This is a genomic window from Hymenobacter duratus (assembly GCF_014698995.1).
Lineage (GTDB): Bacteria > Bacteroidota > Bacteroidia > Cytophagales > Hymenobacteraceae > Hymenobacter > Hymenobacter duratus.
Genome location: NZ_JACWZZ010000004.1, coordinates 544,186 through 566,557, shown reverse-complemented (window position 1 = coordinate 566,557; position 22,372 = coordinate 544,186). Strand labels below are relative to the sequence as shown.

Here is a 22,372-nt window from a genome sequence, read left to right as displayed (position 1 = left end):
AATAACCGCAACTGGTTCACCGAAAGCAGATTCCACACTTTCTGCAGATCTTGAAGAATCATTCGCTTTGAACTAGGCGTATTCGCTACCTTTGCCTAGTTGGGCAGAGGCGGTTTTGCGTCTTCTGCACCTCCTTTGCCCTTCCCGCACGTCCCGCTACTCCTTGCTTTTTATGGCATCAGGTAAGACTTCTCCAACCACCCGTCGTTCGGCTGCCACCAATCCGGCCGATACTAGTTCCGCAGGCACTACTTCCGCCGCCGTCGTAAGCGCCAAGGGCAAAGCCTTGGATGTGGACGATGATACCGTCGGGGATATCACGCGCCGCAGCGGTAGTGCCAAAGGCTCGAACGTACGCAGCAGCGGAGCCCTGGAAAATGCCGACTACATCAACGAGCAGCTCAACCGGGTGCTCTACGCTCTCGACGCCTTTAAGAAGGGAGACGTATCGGTGCGCCTGACCAAGCAGAACAACGACATCTTCGCCGAAATAGCCGAAGCCTACAATTCCATGGTGGAAATGATTGGCGGGGTAGGCGGCGAGGTGTCGCGCATCTCGAAGGTAGCCGGGGTAGAAGGCAACCTGAAAGCCCGTGCTTCCGCCGACAACGCCGCCGGTTTCTGGCGCGACATGATCAACAACATCAACGGCCTCGTGGATAGCATTGCCGTGCCGGTGTTGGAAGTGGGCAAAGTGCTCAAGAACATCAGCAAAGGCAATCTGGACGAAACCTTCCAGATTCCGGTTTCCGGCGACTTCAAGGTGATGGCTGAAACCATCAACAAGACCATCGACAACCTCAACCTGTTCGCCGGCGAAGTAACCCGCGTGGCACAGGAAGTAGGCACCGAAGGCAAGCTCGGCGGCCAGGCCAGCGTACCGAACGTGGGCGGCATCTGGAAAGACCTGACGGACAACGTAAACTACATGGCCTCGAACCTGACTTCTCAGGTGCGGGATATTGCCAACGTGGCCACGGCCGTAGCCAAGGGCGACCTGACCCAGAAGATTACCGTTGATGTAAAGGGCGAGCTGCTGCAGTTGAAGCAGAACCTGAACCAGATGGTGGACTCGCTCAACCTGTTTGCCGGCGAAGTAACCCGCGTGGCGCAGGAAGTGGGCACCGAAGGTAAACTCGGCGGCCAGGCACTGGTGCCCAACGTATCGGGCATCTGGAAAGACCTGACCGACAACGTAAATAACATGGCCTCGAACCTGACCTTGCAGGTACGAGACATTGCCAACGTAGCTACCGCCGTAGCCAAAGGCGACTTGTCGCAGAAAATTACGGTAGACGTGAAAGGCGAGCTGCTGCAGTTGAAGCAGAACCTGAACCAGATGGTGGACTCGCTCAACCTGTTTGCCGGCGAAGTAACCCGTGTGGCGCAGGAAGTGGGCACCGAAGGCCGTCTGGGCGGCCAAGCCAGCGTTCCGAACGTGGCCGGCGTATGGAAGGAGCTGACCGACAACGTAAATAACATGGCCTCGAACCTGACCTTGCAGGTACGAGACATTGCCAACGTAGCTACCGCCGTAGCCAAAGGCGACTTGTCGCAGAAAATTACGGTAGACGTGAAAGGCGAGCTGCTGCAGTTGAAGCAGAACCTGAACCAGATGGTGGACTCGCTCAACCTGTTCGCCGGCGAAGTAACCCGCGTGGCACTGGAGGTAGGCACCGAAGGCAAGCTTGGCGGCCAGGCCGACGTACCGAACGTGGCCGGTGTGTGGAAGGAGCTGACCGACAACGTAAACTACATGGCCTCGAACCTGACCTTGCAGGTGCGAGACATTGCCAACGTAGCCACGGCCGTAGCCCGCGGTGACCTGAGCCAGAAGATGACCGTGGATGTAAAAGGAGAAATCCTGGAGCTGAAGAACATCCTCAACCAGATGGTGGACTCGCTCAACATCTTCGGCGACGAAGTAACCCGCGTGGCCCGCGAAGTAGGTACCGAAGGCAAGCTCGGCGGCCAAGCCAGCGTACCCCGCGTATCGGGTACCTGGAAAGACCTGACGGACAACGTAAACTACATGGCCTCGAACCTGACTTCTCAGGTACGGGACATTGCCAACGTAGCCAGCGCGGTAGCCAAAGGCGACCTGACCCAGAAGATGACGGTGGATGTGAAAGGCGAGATTCTCGACCTGAAAAACATCCTCAACCAGATGGTGGACTCGCTCAACATCTTCGCCGGCGAAGTAACCCGCGTGGCCCGCGAAGTAGGTACCGAGGGTATCCTGGGCGGCCAGGCATCGGTGCCGAATGTGAGCGGTACTTGGAAGGACCTCACTGACAACGTAAACACGATGGCCTCGAACCTGACCTCTCAGGTACGGGACATTGCCAACGTAGCTACGGCTGTAGCGAAAGGTGACTTGTCGCAGAAAGTGACTGTGAATGTGCGTGGTGAGCTGCTGCAGTTGAAGGAAAACCTCAACCAGATGGTGGACTCGCTCAACACCTTCGGCGACGAAGTAACCCGCGTGGCCCGCGAGGTAGGCACCGAGGGCAAGCTCGGCGGCCAGGCCGACGTACCGAACGTACGCGGCACCTGGAAAGACCTCACCGACAACGTAAACTTCATGGCCGCCTCGCTCACCAGCCAGGTGCGCGACATTGCCAACGTAACCACCGCCGTAGCCCGCGGCGACCTGAGCCAGAAGGTATCGGTAGATGTAAAAGGCGAGCTGCTCGACCTGAAAGACAACATCAACCGGATGGTGGACTCGCTCAACATCTTCGCCGGCGAAGTAACCCGCGTAGCGCAGGAAGTAGGCACCGAAGGTAAACTGGGTGGCCAGGCCGAAGTTCCGAACGTAACCGGCGTATGGAAGGACCTGACCGACAACGTAAACACGCTGGCGGCCAACCTCACCACACAGGTACGAGGCATTGTGAAGGTAGTAACCGGCGTATCGCAGGGTGACCTGACCCAGAAGCTGACGCTGGACGCCAAAGGCGAGGTAGCCGAGCTAGCCGACACCATCAACCGCATGGTGGACGACCTGAACCGACTGGCGCAGGAAGTAAGCCGCGTGGCCAAAGTGGCCGGTGTGGAAGGCAAGCTGACCGAACGCGCCACGGTAGGCGGCGTGAGCGGCTCGTGGAAGGAAATCGTGGATACGCTCAACGACCTGCTCGAATCCATTGCCTCGCCGGTACTGGAAGTGAGCCGCGTGGTACGGGCCATTTCTGAAGGCGACCTGACGCAGCAGGTTGAAATCCAGACGGCTGGCGACATCAAGTCGATGGCTGACGCGCTGAACCTCGCCGTGGATACGCTGAACGACCTGCTGGCGGAAATCAACGATTCGTCGCAGGTAGTGGGTACGTCGTCGGAAGAAATGGCGGCGAAAGGGCAGGAGATGAGCCGGGTAACGGTTGACGTGGCCCTGGCCATGCAGCAGATGGCCGAAGGCGCGCAGAACCAAGCCCTCAAGACCGACCAGGCTTTCAAGCTAATTGAAGAAATCATGCAGGCCACCAAGGAAACGGCCGGCAAAGCCGATATCGGTATTAAGGCAGCTATCCTGGGTGAGCAAACCTCGCAGCTCGGTCTGAAAACCGTAGCGGAAGTGGTAAAGAACATGGAGGAAATTTCGGCGGCGGCAGCCCAGACGGCTAAAACCATCGAAGTTCTTTCGGTTCGCTCCCAAGACATCAGCAAGTCGCTGGGCGTGATTACCGACATTGCCTCGCAAACCAACCTGCTGGCTCTGAACGCCGCCATCGAAGCGGCCCGCGCCGGGGAAGCCGGCCGCGGTTTCGCGGTAGTAGCCGAAGAAATCCGCAAGCTGGCCGAAGGCTCCCGCCGCTCCGCCTCGGAAATCGGGACGCTGGTAGACGACGTTAAGAAAGATACCACGTCGGCCGCAACCGCAATCAGCACCATGGAAGGCCGGGTACTGAAAGGCAAGAACGCTACCTTCGAGGCCAGCTCGGCCTTTAAGAACATTGCCACCAGCTCCGGCGAAACGCTCCGCACCTCCCGCGACATTCTGACGGCTACCGAGGTACAGAAAACGTCTATCGGCGACGTGGTGAAGTACGTGGAAGAAGTGGTAGCCATTGCCGAGCAGACGGCTTCGGGTACGCAGCAGGTAGCCGGCACGGCCAAGCAGCTCTCCACGTCCATGCACGAGCTGACCGTATCGAGCCAGCGCCTCACCGACATTGCCGACGACCTGCAGCTGGGCCTGTCCAACTTCCAGCTGATTGAGTATGTGGAGGATGAGCCAGAGCCGGAACCACTGCCAATGCGCCGGTCAATGCGCCAACAGCCAGCAGCTCCAGTTGCCTCCACTCCGTCTGAGCGAATGGTAGGACGGCGCGCTACAGCCGCTGCTCCCAACACTACTGCTCCAGCTCCGGGTGGGCGCCGTACTAACACGGCCAAACCAACGACGGTCCAGAAGCCAGCTGCCGCCCGCAAAGCAAAAGCCACTCCTGAAGCTACCAAGCCAGAGCGGCGGGTCCGGGCTACGGCCTCCACCGCTTCTGCTAACGGCAATGGCTCGACGCCAACCCCGGCCGCATCGGCTGAGAAGCCAGTGAAAAAGGCCAAGGCCAAAGCCAGTAAATAATTCCAGCAGCTAACCTCCGGAAGGGGCAGGGGCCGACAGCGGAACCCTGCCCTGAAACTGGAATACTCCCGTCGAATGCCTGACGCAGAACTGACCACCGACAAAAAAAATAAGCCGGACACCATCATTCAGTTGATTGTGTTCCGCCTGGGGGAGGAAGAGTATGGGCTGCGCATCGAGCAGGTGAAGGAAGTAACCGTGACGCCCGAAATTGCGCGGATGCCCAAAACCCCGCCTTTCGTGAAGGGCATTGCCAACCTGCGGGGCGACATCATTGCCATCATTGACCTGGAAGAACGGTTCCGGCTCCGGCCTGCTGACGAGGAGTTACCAACCGTTTCCTACACGCTGGCCATTGAAGCTAAGGACTACACCATCGGTATTGTAGTGCGCGAGGTGCCTCAGCCTCTTTCAGTTCCGGTTTCCAGCATTGAAAAAGCCCCAGAGTTCATCCAAGACATTAACATCAACGACAAGTACATTGAGGGAATTGTAAAAATAGATGGCCGCATCATCATTGTGCTGGATATGTTGAAGCTGCTCACTCCTAATGAGATAATGCAGTTACAGCCCCGGTAGCATCTTTGCTGGCTGCTACCCGTACAAGGTCCGGCTTTTGACCTTTTGCCTTCTTTTTCTCTCTGATTTTTGAATTGCCCCTATGAAAAACCGCATCCTCATCGTAGACGACTCCTTCTATATGCGCACGATGCTCAAGAATATGCTCACTGACGCCGGTTACGAGGTGGTAGGTGAGGCCGCTAATGGCCAGCAGGCGCTGGAAATGGCCGCTTCAGCCAAGCCCGACCTCATCACGCTGGACGTAATTCTGCCGGATAACACGGGCCTGGACGTGCTGAAAGGCATTCGCCAGAACGATCCGGACGTGAAAGTGGTCATGTGCAGCGCCGTTGGGCAGGAGGTAATCGTGAATGAAGCACTGGAAAGCGGCGCTTCGGCTTACATCGTGAAGCCATTTTCCGAGGAAAAAGTCCTGGAAATCGTAAGCGGCGCGCTGCAGACGGCAGAATAGCAGCCTCCTCTGGTTTTCTACTTCGTGCTGCCAGCGGGCTGATGCTCTGCTGCCTGTAGCACACAGGTATTCTCTATTTTCTCCGTGCCCGAACGTTCCCTTTCTTTCACCATTCTGCTCGGCAACCTGTCTACGGCTTTGCGGCTGGGGCTGACACGCCTGCTCCAGAGCCAGCCCGACCTAAAAGTGGTCAGTGCCGGCGCGACTGAGCTGCTGGCGGTAGCTCGGCGTCTGCGGCCGGGGTTGGTAATCGTGGGGGAAAGCCAGTTGCGGGATGTAGAGCAGCTTAGCCGCTACACGTCCATACCTGCGCTTCTGTACTGTGAGGGGCAGCCTTTACCTGGAATGCTGCGTGAGGCTGCCCATTGGGGAGTGTTCGACACCATCCGGCCCAATAGCGTGCCAGCGGAATGGAGTGCCGAGGTGCTGCGGAAAGTACGCCGGATTATTCCGCAGAAGTCTGCCAGAGCAGCAGCCAAGCTGGTAACGAAAAGCGCTATTCCGGGTATTTCGCGCGGACTGGTTATTATCGGGGGCTCTACCGGCGGCACTACGGCCGTTGAGCAGTTGGTGCGGGGCCTGCCGGCCTCATTAGCCTACTCTGTTCTGGTGGCGGTGCATCTGCCTGCTTCATTCCTCAATTCTTTCGTGGAGCGGTTGCGCCGGGCCACGTCATTGCCGGTAGTGGCAGGCTGGCCCGGCACCGTGCTGGAGCCCGGCCATATTGTAGTAGCTCCGGGTGGCCGCAACTTATTGGTGAAAGCTGCTACCAACAGTCCGTGGCAGGCATGGCAGACGGAGTACACGGCCGAACCCAGCCCGTCCGGTGATGAGCCATCGGTAGACCTGCTGATGCGTTCAGCAGCCCGCACTATCGGGAGCAACGTGCTGGGCGTAGTGCTGACCGGCCTCGGCCGCGACGGTACGCTGGGAGCACAGGCTATCCGGCAACATGGCGGAATGGTGCTGGTTCAGGATGAAGCCTCCTCCGCGCTGTTTTCTATGCCGCAGTCTGTGATTCAACACGGCTGGGCCAATGCAGTACTGCCGCTGGAGCAACTGGCCGCAGCCATAACGCGCCATACTTCCTTTTTTGCGCTGCCTGTACCAACCGCTCAGGCCGTTGGCTCATTTCCCGTTCGCTCCTTTCAGCTATGAAATCACGCGAACAGGAATACCGCGAAATGTACATGGCCGAGGCGCTGGAAGCCTACGATGCCATGAGCCGCCATATCAGCGAGTTGGAGCGTAATCCGCACGACTCGCAGGCGCTAAATGAGCTGTTTCGGCTCATGCACAATCTGAAATCCAACTCGCGGGCTATGGGCTATACTTCCATCGGGGAAGTGGCGCACCATATGGAAACCATTTTTGGGCTAATCCGAAGCAAGGAGCGCGAATTCAGTGGGAGTTTGGCAGCCGTCCTCTTTACCGGGGTGGACATGATAGGGGCCATGATTCGGGCTGTCGGAGACGACGAAGTAGTTCCTGACAGCAACGTGCTGCTCGACAATCTTGACCGGCTGGTACGTGGAGAAGAGCCCGTGCTGGAAGGCGAGCTGGCCGACGAAGAAGATGCCACCCGGAAGCTGGAGTTATCGGACCTCGTCTACATCCAGATCAAGAAACTCGACCATCTGCTCAACCTGGTAGGCGAATTAATAATTGACCGGGACCGTATCCTGACTCTGAGCCAGGAGATTGGCAATTCGGCTTTGCAAACCTCCGCCGCCCATTTGTTCCGCATCACCGACGAACTGCAGTATTCCGTAATGGATGCCCGGCTCGTAAATGTGGGATCCTTGCTGAACAAGTTTCCGCGGGTGGTCCGCGACGTGGCCAGCGCTGAGCAGAAGCAGGTGGAGCTTACCCTAAGCGGCCAGGATATTCAGATTGACCGCAACATCCTGCAGATTATCACCGATGCGCTGCTGCACCTCGTGCGCAATGCCGTTGCGCACGGCCTCGAAACCCCGGCGGAGCGCGAGAAAGCCGGGAAGCCCGCTCAGGGCCAGCTCACGCTGTCGGCCCAGACCGAGCGCGACGACGTCCTGATTCAGGTGACGGATGATGGACGGGGAATCGATGTGGAGAGTGTGCGCCGCAAAGCGGTGGAGCGCGGGCTGGTAGGCAAAGAGGCCGCCCGCCAACTCGACGACAAGGCTGTGCGGGCCTTCCTGTTCGAACCGGGCTTCTCGATGGCAAAAGAAGTAACCGAAATTTCGGGCCGTGGGGTAGGGCTGGACGTGGTAAAGCTGGCCATCGACTCGTTGGGTGGGCAATTGCGCGTCGACTCAGTCTTGGGCCAGGGCACCACGTTCACGCTGGTGCTGCCGACTTCCATTGCTGTGAAGGGGGCACTGCTTTTCGAGTTGGACGAACGTAGCTATGCCATTCCGCTGATGCACACTGACTCGGTAGTGTCGTTGTGGCCCGACGACCTGCATGTGGTGGGGGGGCTGCTGATGGCCGAAGTACAGGGCGAAAATGTGCCGGTTGTGAGCCTGCGCCGTCTGCTGCAAAATGGCGACGAGCCATTGCAACCGGCTACTCGTGCCGAGGTACAGGGCCGTCAGGACATCATCATCGTGAACTACAATAACCGTAAGCTGGGCCTGATTGTCGACCGGTTTCTGCGCCAGCAGAACATCGTCATCAAGCCAATGACCAAACCGCTTGACACCATTGAATTGTTCGGTGGAGTTACCTTGCTCGGAAGTGGGCAGGTGTGCCTCGTACTGGATGTTCCTGCTTTAACTCGACTGTTTCTAGCCCGACGGCTATGAAAATGCGTACTGCTGATTCCGGACTAGTTGTTTCCAGCGACCTTCGGCCAACTGATTGAAATATATGGACTTGCACATGACAGAACTGGAGCGAGACGTCGTCCGTGAAATTCTGAACATAGGACTGGCCCGCGCCGCCGATTCGTTTGCGGTAATTGCCCAGGAGAAAGTATTGCTGGAAGTTCCCAGCCTTGATCTGATGCCCGGCAACGGGATATTGGACATGGTGCGTGAAATTCAGCAGACCAACGTCGCTATTCAGTCCGACATCCGGGGTGAGTTTAATGGCACAACGCTGATGTTCTTCTCGGGGCAACATATCCAGCGTTTGTCGCGGGTATGCCTGCGGATGGATACCCCAGCGTCTACGGCTATTGACGAGATGCAGGAATCCTTGTTGCTGGAAATCAGCAACATCATCACGGGAGCCTTAGTCACGCAGTTGGCCAATATTCTGAAGGCAAAAATCTACGGCGCCCCCCCCACGGCACCGCGTGGCGACATTGCCAACTCGCTGCACAACTTGCTGGATGCTCAGCCCCAGGTCCAACCCCTGATATTCAGCGTCATTACGCAGTTTTCTGATAAGGAAAATTCAGTAGAGCTGCCGCTAATGCTGTTCTTTGACCGGCCGACTTTCGAGAAAATCCTCGAGATTATCCGGACGTATGACTTCTTCGGCGGTACTGCGAATTAGCTGCACCGATCTGTACTTTTCCTGATAACCACTCCTAAGTCCGGCTTACCGCTCTTATGGAGTGGTTATTTATTTTCGCACGTCTGTTTCCTTTTCCTACTACTTCTATGGCTAACACCACGTCCTCCAGCTTGGAGAAAAAATTAGCTGCTTTCGACCCCAATGCTCTGGGTGACACCCAGGGCGGCGTATATGGGTTGCCTTTCACGGTCGAAGAAGCGCAAGTCGTAATAGTGCCTGTGCCGTGGGAAGTGACCGTGTCGTACCGCGCCGGTACTGCTGAAGGTCCTGCGGCCATTCGTGACGCCTCGCTACAAGTCGATCTGTTCGACCCTGACCTGCCCGATGCCTGGCGCATGGGCTTGGCTATGGAGGAGCCCGATGAAAAAACGGCCGATGAAAGCCGGGAGCTTCGCCCTCTGGCCGAAGACTACATAGGCTGGCTAGAGGAAGGCGAGCCGGAAGAAAGTCACGCGAAGTTCTCGACGGCTCCTGTCCATATCAACCAGCGTGGAGAAGCGTTGGTAAAGTATCTGAAAAAGAAAACGGGGGCCTACCTCGACGCCGGCAAAGGCGTGGTCTTGCTCGGCGGTGACCACAGCACCCCGCTGGGCTATCTGCATGCCCTGGCCGAGCGTCATGAGGAATTCGGAATTCTGCAGATTGATGCCCATTGCGACCTGCGCCCTGCCTACGAGGGGTTCGAATTTTCGCACGCTTCTATCATGTACAACGCCCTGAAACTACCGCAGGTTAAAAAGCTGGTGCAGGTGGGCATCCGCGACCTGTGCCAGCAGGAAGCCGAAATGGTGGAGCAGAGCAAGGGCCGCATCACCATGTTCCACAACCGGTTCCTGAGCGACGAGCGGTTTGCCAAGAAGTCCTGGAAGAAGGTCTGCGGCAAAATCATTGCCCAGCTGCCGCAGAAAGTGTACCTGAGCTTTGATATTGATGGGTTGGACCCCAAACTGTGCCCCGGTACTGGTACGCCCGTACCCGGTGGTCTGGAGTTTGAAGAAGCACTCTACCTCATCCGCTCTGTGGTGCGTTCGGGCCGCACCATCATTGGCTGCGACCTGAACGAGGTGGCTCCCGGCGACACGGAATGGAATGCTATAGTGGGTGCCCGGCTGCTCTACAATATGGCCAACTGGATGGGAGTATCCCAGGGGCTTCTTCAGGACCGGGGCGCAGAAAAGTAACAGGCTGAGTGAAAGGACGAGTTTAGGAAAGAATTCGTGAAACCCTATCTTTCTGCGCGCTGGCCTCGTACACCGGCCAAAATCGTCCTCTGTTCCCTGTTTTCACACTTCAGCTACCTGCTCCTATGGTTGGTTTCATTGTTAAATTTCTGCTCTCTGCCATCATCACCTTTGTGCTGGCGAAATTCCTGCCTGGCTCCCATATCGACGGGTTTGGGGCGGCTATCATGCTGGTGATTGTGCTGGCAGTCCTGAATGCCATCCTCAAGCCTATTCTGAAACTGTTCGGTTTCCCGATTACGGTTCTGACGCTGGGCCTGTTTCTGCTGGTTATCAATGCGGTTATCGTCATGATTGCCGACTATCTGATTCCTGGCTTCAAGCTGGATGGATTCCTCTCGGCGCTGTTGTTTAGCGTCGTGCTTTCCGTCGTAACGTCCATCGTGGATATGGTTGTAGACTAAGCCTAAAGCGCTGCTACAGTATAGAAAAGGCCCGGCTCTCATCTGGAGAGCCGGGCCTTTTTGTGCAATAGAAACAGGTTTTAGAGGCGACGAATCTGAGCCCCCAGCGCGTTCAGACGCTTGTCGATGTACTGATAGCCGCGGTCAATCTGCTCCACGTTCTCAATCACGCTGCGGCCTTCGGCTGACAGCGCCGCAATCAGCAGCGCAACCCCCGCCCGAATATCAGGCGACGTCATGGTGATGCCGTGCAGCTGCTTCTGCTGGTCGAGGCCGATAACGGTGGCGCGGTGTGGGTCGCAGAGAATTACCTGGGCCCCCATATCGATGAGTTTATCGACGAAGAACAGACGCGACTCAAACATCTTCTGATGGATCAGCACCGTGCCTTTGGCCTGGGTGGCTACCACCAGCACAATGCTGAGCAGGTCAGGTGTGAAGCCCGGCCAGGTGTGGTCGGAAACCGTCAGAATGGAGCCGTCTAGGTACGTAGCAATTTCGTAGTGCTCCTGGGCGGGGATATGAATGTCGTCGCCGCGGAATTCCATCTGAATGCCCAGCTTGCGGAACGTATCCGGAATCAGGCCCAGCTCCGCAATCTGACAATCCTTAATGGTGATTTCCGAACCTGTCATGGCTGCCAGGCCGATAAAGGAGCCGATTTCAATCATGTCGGGCAGCATGCGGTGCTCAGTGCCGCCCAGCTCCGTAACACCCTCAATGGTCAGCAGGTTAGAGCCGATACCGTTGATTTTTGCACCCATGCGCACCAGCATTTTGCAGAGCTGCTGCAGATATGGCTCGCACGCGGCGTTGTAGATAGTAGTAGTGCCTTTCGCCAGCACGGCGGCCATCACAATATTGGCAGTGCCCGTCACGGAGGCTTCGTCCAGCATCATATAGGCGCCGGTCAGGCCATTTTCTGCCTTAATGCGGTAGAAGTCCAGGCCTTCCAGGGTGAGCTTGCCCCCGAGCTTCTCAAGGCCCAAAAAGTGGGTGTCCATCGGCCGGCGCCCGATTTTGTCGCCGCCGGGCTTGGGCAGTTGGCAGCGTCCGAAACGGGCCAGCATCGGGCCCAGAATCATGACGGACCCGCGAAGGGCCCGACCCTGTTCCACGAACTCCGGCGTATCGAGGTAGTCGAGGTTTACAGCATCAGCTTGGAACAGATACGTGTCTGAAGCTAGCTTCCCCACTTTCACGCCCATGTCGCGCAACAGCTCAATCAGCTTGTTGACGTCGCGGATGTCGGGAATATTGGAGATGGTAACCGGTTCAGAGGTCAGCAGAACCGCACACAGAATCTGGAGCGCTTCGTTTTTGGCGCCCTGGGGCACGATTTCACCTTTCAGCGGATGTCCGCCAAGTACTTCAAATGAGGCCATGAGAGAGGAGTTAGAAGTGGAGAGCTAAAAGGTCTGCCGGGCATTTGGTGCAGGCAGATCTGCTTCCTGCTTCTGTCTTCAAAAAATTACTGCGGAGGTTGTTGTGGTTCCTGACGGCCTTTTTTACCGCCCCGGCGCTGTTTATCGCGCCGGTTGCCATTGCCGCCACCGCTACGCCGGCCTTCGCGCTCCTGGCGGGGCTGTGGCACAATGAATGGCGTCGGGCGCCCGGCGGCTGCCGAAGCAGGTGCGGCTGCCATTTCGAACAGGCCCTGTGCCTCCACCTGCGCCGGATCCAGCGTGAGCTGGCCCCCCGAAAGGTCTTTCAGGTGCTTGAGAATGGTAGCGTCCTTGGCGTTTTCCTTGTTGTGAGAACGGTACAGGAATTTCATGGTGCGGCCGATGGTGATGGTGGCCTGCTCACGTTCCGTGGGGTCTTCCATCGTCAGCGCCTTCTCCACCATGAGTTCCACACCACGGCCATAGGCACGTAGTTTCAACGTTTTCTCGGGGTAGGGCAGAGGCTTTGGGTGCTGGTGCAGCTGGCTGAGTCCTTTCAACTCAAAAGGTGCGTCCACGTCCAGGTCCTCATCGGCCATTTCGTAGAGGTGGTTCCAGACTTTCTCCTGCGAGTTGGGCTGGTCGCGCAGGGTGGGCTGCAGCCGGAAAATGAGCTGCACAATCTGCGTGGCGCGGCGCGTACGTTCGGCCTTATCCTCGATGTCGCGCAGGCCCTGCACCAGTTGGAAGGTGCTTTGGCCGTACTCGCGTTGCAGGAGCTCGTGTTTATGTAAGATGGGAAGGGGCATTCAGAGAAGAGTTGGGCCGGCAGCGGCCGGCACTTGTGCAATAATTAGGATGGTTGGTGCGGACCGGACGAAAAGCAGCGGAAGCCTAGAAAAAGTGCCTGGCTGTGTTTCTCCGGCCGAAACCGCAAGCTGAGCGTTAGCCCAGTACGCGCAATTTCGCAAAACTCAGCAACAACGTCTTCTCGCCGACTTCTTCGAAATTGATAATGGCCTTGGTGGAGCCCGAAACGGTTTCCAGCTTGGTTACTTCGCCGAAGCCGAACTTCGGATGCTCCACGCGCTGCCCGGTTTGCAGGTTGCTGGTATCAGAAGGCTTAAAATCGGCGGGAGCTACGTATTTAGTGGCTGCTGTTTTACGCGGTGCGGCCGGAATGAGGTTGCTGCGCCGCTCAAATACATGTCCAAACGGCGACTCGCCCGGCCCGGCACGGTCGGGCCCCGGCCCCGCCGAATACTTGAAATCAACGTACTGCGGGTCGATTTCGTCGAGAAAACGGCTTTTCTCGCAGCTGCGCAGGTTGCCCCACTGATAGCGGGAGGTGGCGTAGCTGAGGGTTAGCTTCTTTTCGGCCCGCGTAATGGCCACGTAGAACAGGCGGCGCTCCTCCTCCAGGTCGGCCCGGGAGGTTATCATCATCTGGCTCGGGAAGAGGTTTTCCTCCATGCCTACGATGTAGACGTTGCGGAATTCCAGCCCCTTGGCCGAGTGAATGGTCATCATGGTCACCTGCTCGCCTTCGGCCTGCGCGTCTTTGGTGTCGGCGTCCGTTACCAGGGCAATGTCCTGCAGGAAGGCACCCAGCGTCTTTTCCTCGCGCTCCGGGTCTTCCACGAAGGCCTTAATACCGTTGAGCAGTTCCTGAATGTTCTCGTAGCGCGAGAGGCCCTCAATGCTTTTATCAGCATACAACTCCTCAATCATGCCCGAGTTCTTGGCAATGAACTTGGCCGCTTCAAACGCGTCGTCTTTCGCTGCTATAGCCGTGTAGGCCTTGATTTTCTCGGCGAAGTCTACAATCGGGTTGGCCGCGCGGGCCGGCAGAAACTGGTCGGCGTTGGCTACCACTTCCCAAATGGTGTGGTTAGCTTCCTCGGCCGCGCCGATGAGCTTGGCAATGGTCGTGTCGCCGATGCCGCGCTTGGGGTAGTTGATGACCCGGCGCAGGGCCTGCTCGTCGTTGGGGTTCACCGTGAGGCGCAGGTAGGCCACCAGATCCTTGATTTCCTTGCGCTGGTAGAAGCTCAGGCCGCCTACAATCTTGTACTTGATGTTGAGCTTGCGCAGGGATTCTTCCATGGCGCGGCTCTGGGCGTTGGTGCGGTACAGGATGGCAAAATCATCGTACGACAGATGCTGGTTCATCTTGTCCTCGTAGATGCTCTGGGCCACCAGCTTACCTTCCTCGTTGTCGGAGGCCGCCTTTAGCACTTCAATCAGCGGGCCTTCCTCGTTGTCGGAGAAAACGTCTTTGCGCAGCTGGGCCTGGTTGTTCTTGATGACGGAGTTGGCCGCCTTCACGATAATCTGGGTGGAGCGGTAGTTTTGCTCCAGCTTGAACACCTGCAGCTCCGGGTAGTCTTTCTCGAAGTTGAGAATGTTTTGAATATCAGCACCCCGAAAGGCGTAAATGCTTTGTGCGTCGTCGCCTACCACGCAGATGTTGCGCTCCTTGGCAGCCAGCTTGCGCGCAATCAGGTACTGCGAGTAGTTGGTGTCCTGGTACTCGTCTACCATCACAAACTTGAAGATGTTCTGATACTTGTTCAGCACATCCGGATGCTCCTTGAACAGCACGTTGGTCTGGTAGAGCAGGTCGTCGAAGTCCATAGCACCCGCCTTGAAGCAGCGGTTGGCGTACTGCTGGTAAATTACGCCCAGCTTGGGCCGCAGCGCCGCCTCATCATCCTGCCGGATTACGGGGTCGTTGAGGTACTGCTGCACCGAAATCAGCTTGTTCTTCGCCGACGAAATCCGGCCCAGCACCATGTTGGGCTTGTAGAGCTTGTCGTCCAACTCCAGCTCTTTCAGAATCTGCCCAATCAGGGTTTTGGAGTCCTGTGTGTCGTAGATGGTGAAGGAGCGGGGGTAGCCGATTTTGTCGGCCTCAGAGCGCAGGATGCGGGCAAAAATGCTGTGGAAGGTGCCCATCCACAGATTCTTGGCATTCGGGCCTACTACCTTCTCGATACGGGCGCGCATCTCACGGGCCGCCTTATTGGTGAAGGTGAGGGCCAGAATGTTGAACGGGTCGATGCCCTGCTCCAGCAGGTTGGCAATGCGGTAGGTGAGCACCCGGGTTTTGCCAGAGCCGGCACCTGCTATAATCATGCAAGGGCCTTCGATTTGCATCACGGCGGCCGCCTGCGAGGGGTTCAATAAAGAATGATAGTCCAGTCCCATTCGTCGTCAGTCAGAAACTAAGCTTTTTGGCTTGTTAGCAAAGGTACAGCATTCAGGGCGGGTGAGGAAACGGGGTTATCTTTGTAGCCACATTTCTCGAAGGCTCGTCCGTTGCCGCTTTAAGTCCCTGTGACTTGGCAACCTGAACGTGCCTGGGAGCTTCTGCCGCCTACCGCACCATGATTCAGATACAGAACACCCTTATTTCCGACGACGTTCGGGACAATTTCTTCGTGTGCAACCTCGAAGCCTGCAAAGGCGCCTGCTGCGTGGAAGGCGACCTGGGCGCGCCGCTGGAAGAAGCCGAGCTTCAGATTCTCGAAACCGAGTATGAAGCCATCAAGCCTTTCATCACCGAAGCGGGCCGCGAGGCCATTGCGCAGCAGGGCACGTACATCAAAGACTGGGAAGGCGACTACAGCACCACCACCATCAACGACCGGGAGTGCGCCTACGCCCTTTACGACGAGCGGGGCATCCTGAAATGCGGCATCGAGCAGGCCTATCTGGCCGGCGCTACAAGCTTCAAAAAGCCCATCAGCTGCCATTTGTACCCCATCCGCATCACCAAATACGACGGGTTCGAGGCGCTGAACTATGACCGGTGGGGCATCTGCAACCCAGCCTGTGCCAACGGGGCCAACCTGGGCGTGCGGGTCTACCAATTTCTCAAAGAGCCCCTCATCCGCAAGTACGGCGAGGACTGGTACGGCGAGCTGGTGCGCGAAATTGAGCACGGCGCCGCGCAGGTATAATCAGTAAGCCTGACGCAGGGAACAAAAAAAAAGACCAGCCTAGGGGCTGGTCTTTTTTTTAACTTAAATCAAGCGGAACGCCTACACAGTTGAGAAGTCGAAGGAAGATTCCAGGAATTTCGTGGTGAAGTTGCCTGCTTTGAAGTCCTCGTTGTCCATGAGGGCCAAGTGGAAGGGAATCGTGGTTTTCACGCCTTCCACCACAAACTCGCTCAGGGCGCGCTTCATCTTCACGATGCACTCCTCCCGGGTTTGGGCCACGGTGATGAGCTTGGCAATCATCGAGTCGTAGTTTGACGGAATCTGGTAGCCGGCATACACGTGCGTGTCTACGCGCACGCCGTGGCCGCCGGGGATGTGCAGCGTCGTGATTTTGCCTGGGGAGGGGCGGAAGTCCTTGGTCGGGTCTTCGGCGTTGATGCGGCACTCCATGGCGTGCATGCGGGGGTAGTAGTTGTCGCCCGAAATCGGGATGCCGGCCGCTACCTTGATCTGCTCCTTGATGAGGTCGTAGTTGATGATTTCCTCCGTCACGGGGTGCTCCACCTGAATCCGGGTGTTCATCTCCATGAAGTAGAAGTCGCGGTTTTTATCCACCAAGAACTCAATCGTGCCTACACCTTCGTAGCTGATGGCTGAGGCACCTGCAATGGCTGCCTTCCCCATCTTCTCACGGAGCTCATCGGTCATGAACGGCGAAGGAGCCTCTTCTACCAGCTTCTGGTGGCGGCGCTGAATCGAGCAGTCACGCTCCGACAGGTGGCACACCCGCCCGAACTGGTCACCACAGATCTGGATTTCGATGTGGCGGGGTTCTACTACAAATTTCTCCAGGTACACGCCGTCGTTGCCGAAAGCGGCTTTGGCTTCGGTGCGGGCATCGTTCCAGGCCTTCTCAAACTCGTCTTCGGAGTTGATGATGCGCATACCGCGCCCGCCGCCCCCGGCTGTAGCCTTGAGAATAACCGGATACTTGATTTTGGCGGCAATCTTCTTGCCCTGCTCCACCGAATCCAGCAGGCCCACGGAACCCGGAATGCAGGGTACGCCGGCCTTAATCATGGTAGCCTTGGCCGAAGCCTTGTCGCCCATCTGGTTGATCATCTCGGGCGAGGCCCCGATGAACTTGATGCCGTTTTCCTGGCAAACCCGAGAGAATTCCGCGTTTTCGCTCAGGAAACCGTAGCCCGGATGAATAGCGTCGGCATTGGTGATTTCGGCGGCGGCAATCAGCGTCGGGATGCTCAGGTAGCTCTGCGACGAGGGCGGCGGGCCGATGCATACAGCCTCATCGGCAAAGCGTACGTGCAGACTTTCCTTATCGGCAGTGGAGTACACCGCTACCGTCTTGATGCCCATTTCCTTGCAGGTACGAATGATACGTAGTGCAATTTCGCCCCGGTTGGCAATCAGTATTTTCTTAAACACAGCTCTAGGGTAGATGCGAGAAATAAGAGCTTAGAACTTAGAAGCGAGAGGCCTAGGGCCAACTCAGCAGTTCTAAGCTCTAAGCTCTTATTTCTCAGTTCCAAAATTACATCGGCTCAATCAGGAACAGCGGCTGGTCGTACTCCACGGGAGAAGCATTTTCGACCATGGCTTTCACTACGCGGCCACTTTGCTCGGCTTCAATTTCGTTGAAGAGCTTCATAGCTTCGATAATGCAGATTACCTGGCCTTTTTCTACCAGGTCACCCACCTGCACGAAGGCCGGCGAATCGGGGCTGTTGCTGCGGTAGAAGGTGCCAATCATCGGCGACTTCAGGGGGACGTAAGCATTGCCGGTGGCTTCGGCGGGGGCCGGAGCAGGAGCTGGTGCCGAAGCAGGGGCTGCAGCCGGAGCAGCAATCGGTGCGGCTGCCGGGGCAGCAGGAGCGGGCGCTGCTACTACACCACTGCTCACCACTTTCGTGCTGGGCTCGCGCTGAACCGAAATCTTGAATTCTTCGGTTTCGATGTTAACCTTGTTCAGTCCTGACTTCGCAATGAAGTCGATGAGTTCCTGGAGTTCTTTGGCTTTCATGGCAGAAGGCTTGAGGGGCTGCTTACTTGACTCTTTCGACATAGGAGTAGTCACTGGTCTTGATGCGGATTTTGGTATCGGTATCAATGAACAGAGGCACCTGAATTCGGGCACCGGTTTCCACGATGGCGGGCTTGAGGGTGTTGGTAGCGGTGTCGCCTTTCAGGCCGGGCTCCGTGTACGTTACCATCAGCTCTACCGTCGTCGGCAGTTCGGCCGTGAGGGGCTGCTCGGTTTCGGCATGAAACAGGATGGTGGCAACCTGCCCCTCCTTCATCAGGTCGGCGAAAGGCACCATGGCTTCCGGCAGCACTACCTGCTCAAACGACTCGTTGTCCATGAACGTGTAGCCGTAATCGTCTTTAAACAGGTATTGGTGCGGACGCTGCTCCACGCGGGCCGTTTCCACCTTTACGCCGGCGTTAAACGTGTTATCAAGTACACGGCCGGTTTTGATGTTGCGAAGCTTGGTCCGTACAAAGGCCGGGCCTTTGCCGGGTTTCACGTGCTGGAATTCGGTGATGACATGCAACTCGCCGTTGTAGTTGAGAACGAGCCCGTTGCGGAAATCTGCAGTAGTGGCCATGATGGGAATGGAGTGAGTGGTAAAAGCTCTGAACCAAAAAGCGGGACGTATCCTGCTACTCAGTTGGAAACGGGCCCAGAGCAGCTAGCCAGATGATGCGTACTTTTTAGTTCAAAAAGAAGTGCCGTCCCGGTAAGATGGCGGGGCGGCACGACGGGAGTGCAAGTATAGAGTATTTCCGTTTTCGCGCCGCTATGTTACGCGTTTTGCGGGTCAGGTTTGGGGTCATAAGCCCATTTTATGTACACCGAACCCCAGGTAAAGCCGCCGCCAAAGGCCGCCAGAATCAGGTTGTCGCCTTTGTGCAGCCGCGACTCGTAATCGGCGAGGCAGAGCGGAATGGTACCGTTGGTGGTGTTGCCGTAGCGCTGGATGTTGAGCATCACCTTTTCAGGCCCCACGCCCATGCGGTTGGCGGTAGCATCAATGATGCGCTTGTTGGCCTGGTGCGGTACCAGCCACGCCACATCGTCGTGGGTGAGGTGGTTTCGTTCCATCACCTGAGCGGCTACGTTGGCCATGTTGGTCACGGCAAACTTGAAGACGGTCGCGCCTTCCTGGTACACATAATGCTCCCGGTTGGCTACCGTTTCTGCTGAAGGCGGTCGGCGGCTGCCTCCCGCTTTCTGGTGCAGATACTGTTCGCCGTTGCCGTCGGAGCGCAGTACCTGGTCGAGCACGCCGAAGCCTTCCGTGTTTGGCTCCAGTAGCACGGCCCCGGCGCCATCCCCGAAGATGATGCAGTTGGCCCGGTCGGTGTAGTCGATGATAGACGACATTTTATCAGCCCCCACTACTATTACTTTGCGGTAGGTGCCGGTCTGGATGTACTGGGCGCCGGTAGCCAGCGCGAACAGAAAGCCCGAGCAGGCGGCCTGCATATCAAAGCTGAAGGCCTTGGTGGTGCCTACTGCCGCCGATACGATGTTGGCCGTAGCCGGAAACACCAGATCAGGAGTCGTAGTAGAGCAAATCAGCAGGTCAATTTCTTCGGCTTTGGTCCCAGTCTTTTCGAGCAGCTGCTGCACCGCCTTAATGGCCATCACGGAGGTGCCTTGGTTTTCGCCTTTCAGAATGCGGCGCTCCTTGATACCCGTGCGCGTCGTAATCCACTCGTCGGTAGTGTCAACCAGCGTCTCGAGTTCCTGATTCGTAAGCACATAGTCGGGCACATAAGCGCCCACTCCGGTGATGGCAGCGGTGATTTTCATTGAAGAAAAAACGGAAAGCGCGGCAAGAAAAAATCCGGCCGGAGCCGGACTTAGTCAATTATGACTTGAAGGTGTTTTTTATCTGGTCAGAAATGCCAGAATGCGCCATTTGGTAGCCCTGCAGCAGCATATTGCAGATAGCCAGCGGGGTGCTGACGCCATGCCCGATAATGGCGTTATCGTTGATGCCCAGAATAGGGGAGCCACCAATGGCTTCGTAGTTGAATTTGTCGAAGAAAGGGTCATGCAACTGCTTTTCAGCAATGATGTCGTAGACCGATTCTGCCATTTTCAGCATCACGTTACCCGTGTATCCGTCACAGACAATTACGTCGGCCTTGTCATTGAACAAGTCGCGGCCTTCGATATTGCCAATGAAGTGGATGTGCGGGTTTACTTTCAGCAGCTGATGAGCTGCCTGAGTAATAGTGGTGCCTTTTCCTTCTTCCTCGCCCAGGTTCATCAGGCCAACTTTAGGAGCCGTAATGCCCAGCACATGCTGCGCATACAACGACCCCAGCTCCCCGAACTGCTCCAGCATTTCCGGCTTGCACTCCGCATTGGCCCCTACATCAAGCAGAATGCCCATGCCACCGTGCAGCTTCGGAACGAAGTTGGCAATGGCCGGACGCATCACGCCAGGCACGGCCTTCACGCTGAACATGGCACCCACAAGCATAGCACCGGTGTTGCCGGCCGAGCAAAACGCTTCTACCTCGCCGGCGTGCAGCATCCGGTAGCCCACCGCAATGCTGGAGTCCTGCTTCTGCTGATAGGCTTTGGCAGGATGCTCCCCCATTTCAATGATCTGCGAAGCCGAAACCAGTTCCAGACCGGCAGCGTCTGCACCATGCTGCTCCAGCAGCGGGCGTACGGCAGCCTCCTGGCCGATGAGCACGATTTGCGCTTTGCCAACGAGCTTAGCGGCTGCCAGAATGGCGCCTTCCACTGCGGCCTGGGGCGCAAAATCGCCCCCCATAGCGTCCAGGGCTATTTTCATGTATGGGGTATCAAGAAGGAGTCGAGGGAGAGGAACCGGGCAGCGCAACCCCGGCTTCTCAGGCAATGAAAAGCCGGGGCAACTGGCAGCTAGCCGGAAGACGAAAACTATTCTTCGTCGTTGTCGGACGCAGCAGCGGCGGCAGCTACAGGAGCATAGTCCTTGATAGCTACTTTGCCGTGCAGGTACAGGTCGCCGTCTACCACATAAGCCTTGTGGCGCAGGTGCAGTTCGCCGGTCGTGGTGCAGATAGATACTGCTTTAGGGGTCAGTTTGTCGTGGGCGCGACGCTTGTTCCGCTTAGCGGAGGAGGTCCGGCGTTTAGGATGTGCCATGGCTGAAAAAAGGTATTAAAAGCAAAGAGAAAATGTACAGGCAAAAAAGTCGGGCGGGGCGCTAATTGAGGTTGCGCAGCGCGTTCCAGCGCGGGTCGGAGTCGTCGTCATCATCGTCGTCGCCTTCCTGGCGGGTTGTGAAGATGAGCTTAGTGGCGGCGTCCGGGTTTTCGTCGGGCTCATTCTGGAAGCGGGGGTGCAGCTTCTTCATGGGCAGCGCCAGCCCGATGTAGTCGAACAAGTGTTGGGCAAAGGGCAGTACCTGCGTATCAGCCGTAATCTGGAGCACGTTGTCGTCAAGCTCCATTTCCCGGTCGCCGTAGCGTACCAACAGCTGCTCATGCGCCTCTATTTCCTGGTCGTAGTCGTCGAGGCTACGGTCACAGATTTGGCGAACAGTGCCACGCAAGTCAACATCGAAGGTGAGGAGCCGGTCGGTTTTATGTAGCGTTACATCCGCATGCACGTTGCCGTCAGGAATCAGCTGCTGATCAAACTGCTCGAAAAAGGCCCGATCCAAGTCAAACGCAAAGTGATGCGTCTTATCGGCCAGCTTAGCAATGTTGATGTCGTATTGCGAGTCCTTCTTCACGGTCGGGTTAATAGCAGGGGGCAAAAGTAAAAAGATTTCCCCGTTTTGTAAAAGCAGAAAGCTGGATAAGCAAGTATCTACGCGTTTTTCAGGATGAAGTCTGACGGGATGCCCAGCCGCTCGTAGAGCCGCTTGGCCAGGTCGAGCGTCACGCGGCGCTTACCGCTCAGAATCTGCGATAAGCGGCCGGCCGGTACTTCCAGCAACTCGGCCAGATCCTTTTGCTTCAGCCGCATCTGCTGCCGCTTCAGCTCAATCATATCGGCCAGGGAAGTCGGCAGATTCGGAATCGGGAGTAGGCCCAGCTTACTTTCGTAGGTATCAAGCGCCATAATCAGCTCCCGCAACTCCGTTTCCAGGGTGGCGTTGCCTTCCACTCCGGCGGCTACCAATGCGTCGAGGCGGCGCAAAGCAGTGCGGTAATCGGAAGGAGTGAGAAGCGTCATAAGAGAACTCAAGGCAGACCGGAGGTGACCGATAAGAGTGCAAAGCTACGGCAGTTGTTTTA

The 22,372-nt window shown here is 57.0% G+C and carries 20 protein-coding genes; 9 read left to right on the top strand and 11 right to left on the bottom strand.

Annotated elements, in window-relative coordinates; genetic code table 11:
* Positions 1 to 172: 172 nt before the first annotated feature.
* The 8 genes from IC231_RS18560 to IC231_RS18525 all read left to right on the top strand — a co-directional run bounded on the left by IC231_RS18560 (position 173) and on the right by IC231_RS18525 (position 10,767).
* The gene (locus IC231_RS18560; protein ID WP_190785955.1) at positions 173 to 4,585 is read left to right on the top strand and encodes a methyl-accepting chemotaxis protein; all 4,413 of its coding nucleotides are present in this window, start codon (positions 173 to 175) and stop codon (positions 4,583 to 4,585) included.
* Positions 4,586 to 4,660: 75 nt separating this feature from the next.
* Positions 4,661 to 5,164 carry a chemotaxis protein CheW gene (locus IC231_RS18555; RefSeq protein ID WP_190785954.1) on the top strand — a complete coding sequence of 168 codons (504 nt, stop codon included), beginning with the start codon at positions 4,661 to 4,663 and terminating at the stop codon, positions 5,162 to 5,164.
* Between the two features lie 82 nt (positions 5,165 to 5,246).
* A complete protein-coding gene (locus tag IC231_RS18550) occupies positions 5,247 to 5,618 on the top strand; it encodes a response regulator (RefSeq protein ID WP_185886567.1) in 372 nt (123 codons plus the stop codon).
* Positions 5,619 to 5,702: 84 nt separating this feature from the next.
* Positions 5,703 to 6,776 carry a chemotaxis protein CheB gene (locus IC231_RS18545; protein WP_190785953.1) on the top strand — a complete coding sequence of 358 codons (1,074 nt, stop codon included), beginning with the start codon at positions 5,703 to 5,705 and terminating at the stop codon, positions 6,774 to 6,776.
* Positions 6,773 to 8,404: a chemotaxis protein CheA gene (locus IC231_RS18540; protein ID WP_190785952.1), complete on the top strand. Its 1,632-nt coding sequence runs from the start codon at positions 6,773 to 6,775 to the stop codon at positions 8,402 to 8,404. Before IC231_RS18545 ends, IC231_RS18540 begins: the two co-directional genes overlap by 4 nt.
* Positions 8,405 to 8,468: 64 nt before the next feature.
* A complete protein-coding gene (locus IC231_RS18535) occupies positions 8,469 to 9,101 on the top strand; it encodes a chemotaxis protein CheC (protein WP_211539185.1) in 633 nt (210 codons plus the stop codon).
* 107 nt (positions 9,102 to 9,208) lie between these two features.
* On the top strand, positions 9,209 to 10,303 hold the full coding sequence (locus IC231_RS18530; protein WP_185886560.1) for an agmatinase family protein: 1,095 nt from the start codon (positions 9,209 to 9,211) through the stop codon (positions 10,301 to 10,303).
* Between the two features lie 125 nt (positions 10,304 to 10,428).
* Complete coding sequence (locus tag IC231_RS18525) at positions 10,429 to 10,767, top strand: phage holin family protein (RefSeq protein WP_185886558.1); 339 nt, start codon at positions 10,429 to 10,431, stop codon at positions 10,765 to 10,767.
* A gap of 80 nt (positions 10,768 to 10,847) precedes the next feature.
* On the opposite strand, the gene murA is transcribed toward IC231_RS18525, so the two are convergent.
* The 3 genes from murA to IC231_RS18510 form a co-directional block, all read right to left on the bottom strand.
* Positions 10,848 to 12,152, bottom strand: coding sequence for a UDP-N-acetylglucosamine 1-carboxyvinyltransferase (murA, locus tag IC231_RS18520; protein ID WP_185886556.1), 1,305 nt, complete (start codon positions 12,150 to 12,152; stop codon positions 10,848 to 10,850).
* A gap of 86 nt (positions 12,153 to 12,238) precedes the next feature.
* The gene (locus IC231_RS18515; RefSeq protein WP_190785951.1) at positions 12,239 to 12,961 is read right to left on the bottom strand and encodes a DUF4290 domain-containing protein; all 723 of its coding nucleotides are present in this window, start codon (positions 12,959 to 12,961) and stop codon (positions 12,239 to 12,241) included.
* A gap of 136 nt (positions 12,962 to 13,097) precedes the next feature.
* Positions 13,098 to 15,356: an ATP-dependent helicase gene (locus tag IC231_RS18510; protein ID WP_190786009.1), complete on the bottom strand. Its 2,259-nt coding sequence runs from the start codon at positions 15,354 to 15,356 to the stop codon at positions 13,098 to 13,100.
* Positions 15,357 to 15,541: 185 nt separating this feature from the next.
* On the opposite strand from IC231_RS18510, the gene IC231_RS18505 reads away from it, so the two are divergent.
* Positions 15,542 to 16,117: a DUF3109 family protein gene (locus IC231_RS18505; RefSeq protein WP_190785950.1), complete on the top strand. Its 576-nt coding sequence runs from the start codon at positions 15,542 to 15,544 to the stop codon at positions 16,115 to 16,117.
* An 81-nt stretch (positions 16,118 to 16,198) separates the two neighbouring features.
* On the opposite strand, the gene accC is transcribed toward IC231_RS18505, so the two are convergent.
* The 8 genes from accC to IC231_RS18465 form a co-directional block, all read right to left on the bottom strand.
* Complete coding sequence (gene accC / locus IC231_RS18500) at positions 16,199 to 17,545, bottom strand: acetyl-CoA carboxylase biotin carboxylase subunit (protein WP_190785949.1); 1,347 nt, start codon at positions 17,543 to 17,545, stop codon at positions 16,199 to 16,201.
* Between the two features lie 106 nt (positions 17,546 to 17,651).
* The gene (gene accB / locus IC231_RS18495) at positions 17,652 to 18,140 is read right to left on the bottom strand and encodes an acetyl-CoA carboxylase biotin carboxyl carrier protein (protein WP_190785948.1); all 489 of its coding nucleotides are present in this window, start codon (positions 18,138 to 18,140) and stop codon (positions 17,652 to 17,654) included.
* 22 nt (positions 18,141 to 18,162) lie between these two features.
* A complete protein-coding gene (efp, locus tag IC231_RS18490) occupies positions 18,163 to 18,726 on the bottom strand; it encodes an elongation factor P (RefSeq protein ID WP_190785947.1) in 564 nt (187 codons plus the stop codon).
* 197 nt (positions 18,727 to 18,923) lie between these two features.
* Positions 18,924 to 19,937 carry a beta-ketoacyl-ACP synthase III gene (locus IC231_RS18485; RefSeq protein ID WP_190785946.1) on the bottom strand — a complete coding sequence of 338 codons (1,014 nt, stop codon included), beginning with the start codon at positions 19,935 to 19,937 and terminating at the stop codon, positions 18,924 to 18,926.
* 58 nt (positions 19,938 to 19,995) lie between these two features.
* Positions 19,996 to 20,937, bottom strand: coding sequence for a phosphate acyltransferase PlsX (plsX, locus tag IC231_RS18480; protein ID WP_190785945.1), 942 nt, complete (start codon positions 20,935 to 20,937; stop codon positions 19,996 to 19,998).
* A 107-nt stretch (positions 20,938 to 21,044) separates the two neighbouring features.
* Complete coding sequence (gene rpmF / locus IC231_RS18475) at positions 21,045 to 21,272, bottom strand: 50S ribosomal protein L32 (protein ID WP_185886537.1); 228 nt, start codon at positions 21,270 to 21,272, stop codon at positions 21,045 to 21,047.
* A 61-nt stretch (positions 21,273 to 21,333) separates the two neighbouring features.
* Positions 21,334 to 21,888, bottom strand: coding sequence for a YceD family protein (locus IC231_RS18470; protein ID WP_211539182.1), 555 nt, complete (start codon positions 21,886 to 21,888; stop codon positions 21,334 to 21,336).
* A gap of 53 nt (positions 21,889 to 21,941) precedes the next feature.
* Positions 21,942 to 22,310 carry a helix-turn-helix domain-containing protein gene (locus tag IC231_RS18465; protein WP_190785944.1) on the bottom strand — a complete coding sequence of 123 codons (369 nt, stop codon included), beginning with the start codon at positions 22,308 to 22,310 and terminating at the stop codon, positions 21,942 to 21,944.
* Positions 22,311 to 22,372 lie beyond the last annotated feature (62 nt).